Below are 9,310 nucleotides of genomic sequence, written 5' to 3'. Positions count from 1 at the left end.
ACCCTGGCCTCTGCCTGGGCTGCTTGGGCGGGGTCAGACTCGGAACTCCTCGGTGCGGTGGGCGTAGGCGGGCAGGGCGGCTCGCATCTCGTCGGTGACGACCGGCGGCGGCATCGGCACGATCTCCCGCTCGTGGAAGCGCAGCACGTCCTCCCCCTCGGCGAACAGCTGCTCGACCACGCGCAGACAGGGGCCGACGACCTCGGGCTCGGTGATCCGCCGGCCGCCGCGCCCGCCGCCGACCTCGTCGTACAGCACCTCGTACATGAGGGACGGCGAGAAGATCACCAGCTCCGGCACGGGGTCGAAGGCGGCGACCCGCGCGGCGGGCACCACCCTGCAGGGCGAGCCCGCCGCCGCGCGCAGCGCCAGCAGGTGCATCTCCCACTGCAGGTACGCCGTGATCGGGAACTCCACCACCCGCACCCGGGTGACCGGCAGGTGGCGGCGGAAATAGTCGGCCAGCGGCGCGGCCACCCGGTCGGCCAGTGCCAGCGAACCCGCCCAGTCGCCGTCCATCATGGCCCGCCAGCTCGCCACGTCCGGCTCGTAGAAGACCTGCGCCCGCTCCAGCTTCCACATCGGCCCGGCGCAGCGGGCGTGATCACGGTCGAATCCGGCTTGGTACTCCGGCGCGTCCAGGATGAGGCCGTCCGCGTGCGCCACGGCCGCGAACGGGTTCGTGTGGCCGGCCGGAGTGCCGTGCTCGGTCATGCGGCTTTCCCCTTCGCGTCTGAGGACCCGACCAGATCATCAGTTGAGCCCTAGACACGGTCAAGGCCCAAAACGATCCGGCCGGGTCCGTCAGCCGCGGTGGTGGAAGCGCCGGCGCAGCCCGCTGAAGCAGAGCGCAGCCAGCCAGACGAAGAACAGCACCTTGAAGGCGCCGAATCCGCCGAAGATCAGCGCCAGGATCGTGACCACGAACAGCACCGGCACCAGAGGACTCGGCCCGCGGCGCCCCCGCCACGGCCGGCCGTGCCGCTCGCTCCAGACCGCCCGGTGCATGTCGCGCTGCGCGTGGTGTATCGACTGCATCTGCCGCCGGTGCGCCGCCATCGCCGCCCGCCAGTCCCCCCTGTCGAAATGGGGGATCGCGCCGGGGTGTCCCGGGTGACGGGCATAGCCGGGATCGTCGTACGCCGGTCCCAGGGCCTGGCCGGGTCCAGGCAGGTCGGCGGTCACCTGCGCGAGGTCGCGAGCCGTCTTGGCGGACAGAGTCTGGTCGAGTCGCTCGTCGAGCTCCTCGTGGGTGAGCCGGCCCTGCGCGAAGTGCTCGCGCAGCGCCGCCATCGTCTGCTCGCGCTCGGCATCGCCGATGCGAAGCTCATCACGCATGCTCATGGCCTCCACTCCGTGGAGGCGGGCTCGTCCGCCTCATGCCGTCGTCTTCCCCCGCTCTGGTCGCTGCGCTCCCGCCGCTCCTCCAGACGACGGCGCTGGCTTGCGGGTTCATGGGTTACTCCTCGCCCGGGTCGTCGTCGGCCAGGATTTGGTAGAGCTTGCGCCGGGTCTCCACTAGAGTCTTACGCGCTTCGCGGATTTGTGCGTCGTTTCCGGTCTGGAGAACCTGCATCATGGCGAATGCGGACTGTCTGGCGATGTGCCAGAGATCGGCGGTGTTGTCGTCGATGTCCGGGCGCATCTCGTCCCACGGGGCGCGTACCTCGTCGGCGTGCGCCTCGATGTAGCCGCGGCCCTCGTCGGTGAGGCGGAAGGTCTTGCGGCCCTCGCTCTCCTCCGCGATCACCAGCCCCTCGTCGGTGAGCTGCTGTAGCGCCGGGTAGACGGCGCCGGGGCTGGGCTTCCAGCCGCCCTCGCTGCGCTCGGCGATCTCCTGGATGATCTGGTAGCCGTTGCGCGGCTGCTCGGCGAGCAGCGCCAGGATCGCCGCGCGCACGTCGCCCCGCTTGGCCTTGCGGGGCCGGCTGCCCCAGCCGCGGTGCCCGCCCCACGGCCCGCCCGGGCCGCCGCCCCACGGGCCGCGCCCGAAGTCGAACGGGAACGGGCCGGGCCCGCCCCGCCTGCCGCGGTTCCTGTGCTCGTGCGGGCCGCCGCGGTGGTGGTGACCGCCCATCTGCTCGAAGGCGTCGGACAGGGCCTTGAACGCCTCGCGGGCGGCCCTCTTGTAATCCTGGGCGCCGGGCCAGGGCCCGCCCGCCGCATGAATGTGGGTCATCTTTCCCCCTATATCGTGATCTGTTCTCGATGCGTCAAAGATATATCGATAGTATGTCGTTGACAAGCGGTCGTGATGAGTGAGCCACATCACGAAAAAGTTGCGGAATCCGGGAACAGGATTGGCGAAGGGGTCGTTGAACACAGCAGACGAGGTCGTTCCGCGTCGGCAGGGCTGGGGGGTGCTGTCGCCGCGGAGACGACCTCGTCTGCGTTTCCGGAAGATTTCAGCGAGGGCCCATCCGCGTTCCCGTCCGGTTTCGTGACCCCGGGGGACCGCCGCCTCTTGACTCCGCCGCGTCACGTAGCCGTCCGGCATGCCGTGCCGCGTAAAGGGCTTCTTTGCCGTACAGTCCCGATCATGATGGGGCATACGCATGCGATGACCGGGGCCATCGCCTGGCTGGGGCTGGCGCCGCCCCTCGCCGCACTCCCGCTGCTGAACGAGTCCTCCCGGTTCGTCGACATCGGGATCATGGCCACCGCGCTCAGTCCCGCCGAGCTGATCGCGGGCGCCCTCATCTGCGCCGGCGCCGCCATGCTGCCCGACCTCGACCACCCGAGCGCGACGATCGCGCAGACGTTCGGGCCGATCACCTGGGGGCTCAGCAAGGCCGTGGCCTGGCTCAGCGGCGGGCACCGCGGCGCCACGCACTCGCTGGTGTTCGCGGTGGCGCTCGGGTTCGGGGCCCACTGGCTGGCCAACGCCTATCCGATCGGGCGCGACATCATGGTCGTGCTGCTCATCGGCCTCGCCTTGCGGGCCATCGGCGTCGGGATCCCCGGCAACAAAGCCGGGTCCGCAATGATCAACATCGCGCTGACCGCCGGGCTCTACGCCGTCTTCCTCTCCCTGGCGGTCGGGTACGCCTGGCTGGGCCTGGCCGTCGGGCTCGGCTGCCTCATCCACGTGGTCGGCGACTGCATGACGGAGCGAGGCTGTCCGGTGCTCTGGCCGCTGTCGGTCAAATGGGTGCTGCCCTGGAAGATCGGCATCAAGACCGGCCAGAAGTTCGAGCAGAAGATCCTCGCGCCGGTGCTCTCGGTGGCCATCGTCGGCCTGCTGTTCTGGCGGCTGATCCCCGTTTAACTTGATGTCGAGATACTCTGGAAGATATCTTGATGTCGAGACATCCGCCGCGGCCTGCGGGTTAGGTTCACCTAACATGCTTAACGGTTCCGTGGTGCGGCAGGATTTGACGGGAGCGCACGCGACACAGCGAGCGGAGTGGAGACCCAACCACCAGGAGGGTCTGCGCGAGGCGAGCGAGGAGCGGTGAGCGACCAAATGAGCACTGACAGTCTGATGGAGGAGGCGAATCACCGTGTCCGCGAACAGCTTCGGCAGCCGTGACACGCTACGCGTTGGCGACGCGTCATACGAGATTTTCCGGCTGGATGCCGTCGAGGGCGCCGCACGCCTCCCGTACAGCCTGAAGATCCTGCTGGAAAACCTCCTCCGCACCGAGGACGGCGCCAACATCACCGCCGACCACATCCGGGCGCTGGGCGGCTGGGATCCGGGCGCGACGCCGAGCGTGGAGATCCAGTTCACGCCCGCGCGCGTCATCATGCAGGACTTCACCGGCGTGCCGTGCGTGGTCGACCTCGCCACCATGCGCGAGGCCGTACGCGACCTCGGCGGCGACCCGGCCCGCATCAACCCGCTCGCGCCGGCCGAGCTGGTCATCGACCACTCGGTCATCGTCGACTACTTCGGCCACCCCGACGCCTTCAAGCGCAACGTGGAGCGCGAATACGAGCGCAACCGCGAGCGCTACCAGTTCCTGCGCTGGGGCCAGACCGCGTTCGACGAGTTCAAGGTCGTCCCGCCCGGCACCGGCATCGTCCACCAGGTCAACATCGAGCACCTGGCCCGCGTCGTGATGACCCGCGACGGTAAGGCCTACCCCGACACCTGCGTCGGCACCGACTCCCACACCACCATGGAAAACGGCATCGGCGTGCTCGGCTGGGGCGTCGGCGGCATCGAGGCCGAGGCCGCGATGCTCGGCCAGCCGATCTCCATGCTGATCCCGCGCGTGGTCGGTTTCAAGCTCAGCGGCCAGCTCCCGGCCGGCGCCACCGCCACCGACCTGGTCCTGACGATCACCGAGATCCTGCGCAAGCACGGCGTGGTCGGCAAGTTCGTCGAGTTCTACGGCGAGGGCGTCGCATCCGTGCCGCTGGCCGACCGGGCCACGATCGGCAACATGAGCCCCGAGTTCGGCTCCACCTGCGCGATCTTCCCGATCGACGGCCAGACGGTCGGCTACCTGCGCCTGACCGGCCGCTCCGAGGAGCAGATCGCGCTCGTCGAGGCGTACGCCAAGGCCCAGGGCCTGTGGCTCGACCCGGCCGCGCCCGAGCCGGTGTTCTCCGAGTACATCGAGCTCGACCTCGGCACCGTCGTCCCGTCCATCGCCGGCCCCAAGCGCCCGCAGGACCGCATCGCGCTGTCCGCCGCCAAGGCCACCTGGCGCCACGACGTCCAGAACTACGTCACCGACGTCACCGACGAGGCGGTCGAGGAGACCTTCCCGGCCTCCGACTCGCCCGCCTCCAACGCCAGCGCAAACGGCGGCCGGCCGCACAAGCCGGTCCCGGTCACGCTGGCCGACGGCACCTCGTTCGAGATCGACCACGGCATCGTCTCGATCGCCGCGATCACCTCGTGCACCAACACCTCCAACCCGTACGTCATGCTCGGCGCGGCGCTGCTGGCCCGCAACGCCGTCGACAAGGGCCTGACCCGCAAGCCGTGGGTCAAGACCTCGCTGGCCCCCGGCTCGCAGGTCGTCACCGGCTACTTCGAGCGCTCGGGGCTGCAGCCGTACCTCGACAAGATCGGCTTCAACCTCGTCGGCTACGGCTGCACCACCTGCATCGGCAACTCCGGCCCGCTGCCGCCCGAGATCTCCGAGGCCGTGCAGGCCAACGACCTCGCCGTCACCGCCGTGCTGTCGGGCAACCGCAACTTCGAGGGGCGCATCAACCCCGACGTCAAGATGAACTACCTGGCCTCGCCGCCGCTCGTGGTCGCGTACGCGCTGGCCGGGACCATGGACCTCGACCTCGACACCGAGCCGCTCGGTCTCGGCGGCGACGGCGAGCCGGTCTACCTGCGCGACATCTGGCCCTCGCCCGAGGAGATCTCGGCCGTGGTCAACTCCTCCATCGGGCGCGACATGTTCGAGCGCGACTACGCCGACGTCTTCAAGGGCGACGACCACTGGCGCTCGCTGCCGATCCCCACGGGCAACACCTTCGACTGGGACCCGGCGTCGACGTACGCGCGCAAGGCCCCCTACTTCGACGGCATGCCGGAGAAGCCCGAGCCCGTGACCGACATCTCCGGCGCGCGCGTGCTGGTCAGGGTCGGCGACTCGGTCACCACCGACCACATCTCGCCGGCCGGCTCCATCAAGGCCGGCACCCCGGCCGCCGACTACCTGCGGGCCAACGGGGTCGAGGTCAAGGACTTCAACTCCTACGGCTCGCGGCGCGGCAACCACGAGGTGATGATCAGGGGCACGTTCGCCAACATCCGCCTGCGCAACCAGATCGCCCCCGGCACCGAGGGCGGCTACACTCGCGACTTCACCCGGCCCGGCGGGCCGGTGTCGTTCATCTACGACGCCTCGGTCAACTACGCCGCGGCCGGGACGCCGCTGGTGGTGCTGGCGGGCAAGGAATACGGCTCCGGCTCCTCGCGTGACTGGGCTGCCAAGGGCACGGCGCTGCTGGGCGTCCGGGCGGTCATCGCGGAGTCGTACGAGCGCATCCACCGTTCCAACCTGATCGGGATGGGCGTGCTCCCGCTGCAGTACCCGGAGGGCGCCTCGGCGGCGTCGCTGGGGCTGACGGGGGAGGAGACGTTCGACATCACGGGCGTCGAGGAGCTCAACGGCGGCGGCATCCCGCGGACGGTGCACGTGAAGGCCGGCGACGTGGAGTTCGACGCGGTGGTACGCATCGACACGCCGGGCGAAGCCGATTACTACCGGCATGGCGGGATCATGCAGTACGTTCTGCGTTCGTTGCTCGCCAAGTGACTTCCCGCGCCTTCGTCCGGTCATGAGCCTGGCGGAGGCCGGGACCCCCTTGGCGTCATGCCGGGGGTGGGGCGTGATCCTCACGCGCCCGTATCGGGGGAACCACCCGACACATGAGAGCCGTCCGGCGGGACACCCCCCGCCGGACGGCTCTTGTCTTCACGCGACCTTGGCGGCGGGGGCCGACCAGGTGTCGCAGGCAGGCGGAGTGTGGCACGATGACAGACGCCACCCGGCGAACTCCTGTTTCGCCGGGCGGCGACCCCACTAGATCATGTCGGTGATCCAGTCGGTGACCTCGCGGACGAGCTCGTCATGAGCTATCCCGATCCTCCTCGTGAACCGGCGCGGAGACACGCTGCGGACGTGCTCGACCATGGCCCAGCTGGGCTTCTCCAAGCCCGTGCCCTCGGTCGGAATGGGAATGTGGTTGTCCCATCCTCGCTGTGTCGTGGTCAGCGGGACGACGATCTTGACTGGGGCCGCAGAATTGAAGTCGTCGTTGCTGACGATCAGCACAGGACGGCGGTAGCCCTGCTCGCGACCGGTCGGTTCGCCCAGGTCAGCGAGCCAGATCTCGCCCTGGATCACCCTCATCTCTCTCCTCGGAAAACGTGATGAGCCCCTCCCACTCCGGTGCGATGCGGGTGGAGCGTGCCAGCGGGCCTTGGACCAGCTCGGACTCGGCGAGATAATCTCCCCAGGCTTTCGGGTCCTCCTTCTGCGTGTGCTCCATCTGCTCCGCGACACGCTGCCAGCGTTGCTTTTTCTCCATCTCCCTGATGGCCTGGTCGATGATCGCGGTCATGGGTTCACCTGCCTTCTTAGCCAGTGCTGCGATTCGGTCTCTTGTTTTGACGCTGACGCGTATCGTCGTCGCTTTCGGCTTCATGGCCATACTCCAGAGGCTACGTCTGCGTCCGCGAAGAACACTACATGAAGACGGTTACTCTCGCAGCATTTATGGCAACGGAGAGTAAAGATGGTTGACTCTCGTGCATGACGGATGCGGCGTTGGTGCTGATTGCTGGTGGTTTGGCGATTTTTGTTGGCGCGGTGGTCCAGGGCGGGGTGGGATTCGGGCTGGGGCTGGTGGCGGCCCCCGTGCTCACCATGCTCGGGCCCGACCTCATGCCCGGCGCCATCCAGGTGGTCAACATGACGTTGCCGCTGTTCACGCTCGCCACCGAGTGGCGGAGGGTGGACTGGCGCGGGGTCGGCTTCGCGGTGCTGGGGAGGCTACCGGGGAGCGGCCTCGGTGCAGTCATTGTTGTCTACGTTTCCATCTACAACCGTTCCATCCTCGTGGCGGTCATGGTCCTGATCGCCGTGGCGCTGACGGCGAGGTCCATAAGCGTGCCGCGCAACGGGGTGACGATCACCTCGGCGGGCTTCGTGGCTGGGGTCACCGGGACCGCGACCGGCATCGGCGGGCCGCCCATCGCGCTCGTGTACCAGAACGCCAAGGGCCCCCAGATCAGGGCGACACTGGCGATGTTCTTCTTCCTGAGCGCCGCCCAGTCGCTGGTCGTCCTGGCCATGGTGGGCGAGTTGCCGGCCGACGCGCTGCGACTGGGGGCGACCATGATCGTGCCGATGCTGCTCGGGTTCCTGGTGTCGGGGCCCTTGCGGCGCTATCTCGACGGAGGCAAGGTCCGGGTGGCCGTCCTCGTCGTGGCCGCCGCCTCCGCCGTCGGGCTGATCGCACAGAACGTGCTCACTCAGGTCACCCAAGGCGGATGATCCCCTGTGAGCCGGTTGTCGTGTCGTCAGGGTGGACGCCGGATCGCCCGGCGTAAGAGTCGGGCAGGTTCTCGGCGTAAGAGTCGGACAGGTTGAGGTGACGTTTCTGGATTGTGACCCGGTCCGGGGCCGGAGGGGCTTCCAAAGCAAGCGATCCCGGAATACGTTGCCGCAAACAACATTCATCCGGGCCCCTCCGGAAGAAAGGACCCTGCACCATGCGCAAGGGGATCCTCAGCCTGACCGCCGCGGCAGCCGCGCTCGCCCTCGGTCTCACCGCCTGCGGGGGCGAAAGCGGTCAGACCACGTCGACTTCGTCAGCCTCCGCGTCGGCGCCCGCGAAAGCGGGGAAGGTCGGCGTCATCCTGCCGGACAGCAAGTCCTCGGCCCGGTGGGAGACGGCGGACCGCAAATACCTGCAGGAGGCCTTCGAGGCCGCCGGCGTCGAGTACGACATCCAGAACGCCCAGAACGACAAGACGGCGTTCCAGACCATCGCCGACCAGATGATCACGAACGGCGCCACCGTCCTGATGATCGTGAACCTGGACAGCGGCACCGGCAAGACGGTCATCGACAAGGCCAGGTCCCAGGGCGTGGCCACGATCGACTACGACCGGCTGACCCTCGGCGGCGGCGCCGCCTACTACGTCAGCTTCGACAACACCAAGGTCGGCAATTTGCAGGGCGAGGGCCTGAGCAAGTGCCTGACCGACAAGAAGGCCGAGAAGCCGATCGTCGCGTACCTGAACGGCTCGCCGACGGACAACAACGCGACCCTGTTCAAGGACGGCTACGACGGGGTGCTCAAGCCCAAGTTCGACGCCGGCGAGTACGTCAAGGGCCCCGACCAGGCCGTACCCGACTGGGACAACACCCAGGCGGGCACCATCTTCGAGCAGATGCTGACCAGCGAGCCGAAGATCGCCGGCGTCCTGGCCGCCAACGACGGCCTGGGCAACGCCGCCATCACCGTGCTGAAGAAGAACAACCTCAACGGCAAGGTGCCGGTCACCGGCCAGGACGCCACCGTTCAGGGCCTGCAGAACATCCTCGCGGGCGACCAGTGCATGACGGTCTACAAGGCGGTCAAGAAGGAGGCCGACGCCGCGGCCAAGCTCGCGGTGGCGCTGGCCAAGGGCGAGAAGCCCACGGCGAGCGGCAGCGTCAAGGACCCGGAGACCGGCCAGGACGTGCCCTCCGAGCTGATGGAGCCGCAGGCCATCTACTTCGACAACGTCAAGGACGTGGTGGCCGACGGTTACGTCACCAAGGAGGAACTGTGCACGGGTGACTTCGCCGAGAAGTGCACCGAGGCAGGAATCCAGTAGCCG

General features: G+C 68.3%; 9 protein-coding genes. 4 read left to right on the top strand and 5 right to left on the bottom strand.

All coding sequences use genetic code 11. The features are described 5' to 3' along the window. Window positions 1-33: 33 nt before the first annotated feature. From ITP53_RS33205 to ITP53_RS33195, 3 genes are all read right to left on the bottom strand, one after another. A complete protein-coding gene (locus ITP53_RS33205; protein ID WP_195899408.1) occupies window positions 34-714 on the bottom strand; it encodes a DUF6879 family protein in 681 nt (226 codons plus the stop codon). 90 nt (window positions 715-804) lie between these two features. Next, a complete protein-coding gene (locus tag ITP53_RS33200; protein WP_195899407.1) occupies window positions 805-1,344 on the bottom strand; it encodes a DUF1707 SHOCT-like domain-containing protein in 540 nt (179 codons plus the stop codon). Between the two features lie 115 nt (window positions 1,345-1,459). After that, complete coding sequence (locus ITP53_RS33195) at window positions 1,460-2,179, bottom strand: PadR family transcriptional regulator (RefSeq protein WP_195899406.1); 720 nt, start codon at window positions 2,177-2,179, stop codon at window positions 1,460-1,462. 360 nt (window positions 2,180-2,539) lie between these two features. On the opposite strand from ITP53_RS33195, the gene ITP53_RS33190 reads away from it, so the two are divergent. Continuing rightward, on the top strand, window positions 2,540-3,268 hold the full coding sequence (locus tag ITP53_RS33190; RefSeq protein WP_195899405.1) for a metal-dependent hydrolase: 729 nt from the start codon (window positions 2,540-2,542) through the stop codon (window positions 3,266-3,268). 235 nt (window positions 3,269-3,503) lie between these two features. Further along, on the top strand, window positions 3,504-6,233 hold the full coding sequence (gene acnA, locus ITP53_RS33185) for an aconitate hydratase AcnA (protein WP_195899404.1): 2,730 nt from the start codon (window positions 3,504-3,506) through the stop codon (window positions 6,231-6,233). A gap of 267 nt (window positions 6,234-6,500) precedes the next feature. Here acnA and ITP53_RS33180 read toward each other — a convergent pair whose 3' ends face one another. Together ITP53_RS33180 and ITP53_RS33175 are read right to left on the bottom strand one after the other, a co-directional pair. Beyond that, entirely contained in the window at window positions 6,501-6,830 is a 330-nt protein-coding gene (locus ITP53_RS33180; protein WP_195899403.1) for a type II toxin-antitoxin system PemK/MazF family toxin, read from the bottom strand. After that, window positions 6,796-7,131 (bottom strand): hypothetical protein, encoded by a 336-nt coding sequence (locus ITP53_RS33175; RefSeq protein ID WP_195899402.1) that lies wholly within the window; start codon window positions 7,129-7,131, stop codon window positions 6,796-6,798. Before ITP53_RS33175 ends, ITP53_RS33180 begins: the two co-directional genes overlap by 35 nt. A 137-nt stretch (window positions 7,132-7,268) precedes the next feature. Here ITP53_RS33175 and ITP53_RS33170 point away from each other — a divergent pair, with 137 nt between their 5' ends. Together ITP53_RS33170 and ITP53_RS33165 are read left to right on the top strand one after the other, a co-directional pair. Next, entirely contained in the window at window positions 7,269-7,976 is a 708-nt protein-coding gene (locus tag ITP53_RS33170; RefSeq protein ID WP_236051431.1) for a sulfite exporter TauE/SafE family protein, read from the top strand. Window positions 7,977-8,194: 218 nt separating this feature from the next. Further along, on the top strand, window positions 8,195-9,307 hold the full coding sequence (locus ITP53_RS33165) for a sugar ABC transporter substrate-binding protein (protein WP_195899401.1): 1,113 nt from the start codon (window positions 8,195-8,197) through the stop codon (window positions 9,305-9,307). The last annotated feature ends 3 nt before the right edge of the window (window positions 9,308-9,310 follow it).

The organism is Nonomuraea cypriaca (assembly GCF_015645445.1).
GTDB lineage: Bacteria > Actinomycetota > Actinomycetes > Streptosporangiales > Streptosporangiaceae > Nonomuraea > Nonomuraea cypriaca.
Note: the sequence above shows the minus strand (reverse complement) of the source record. Positions and strands in the feature narration are given on the sequence as shown.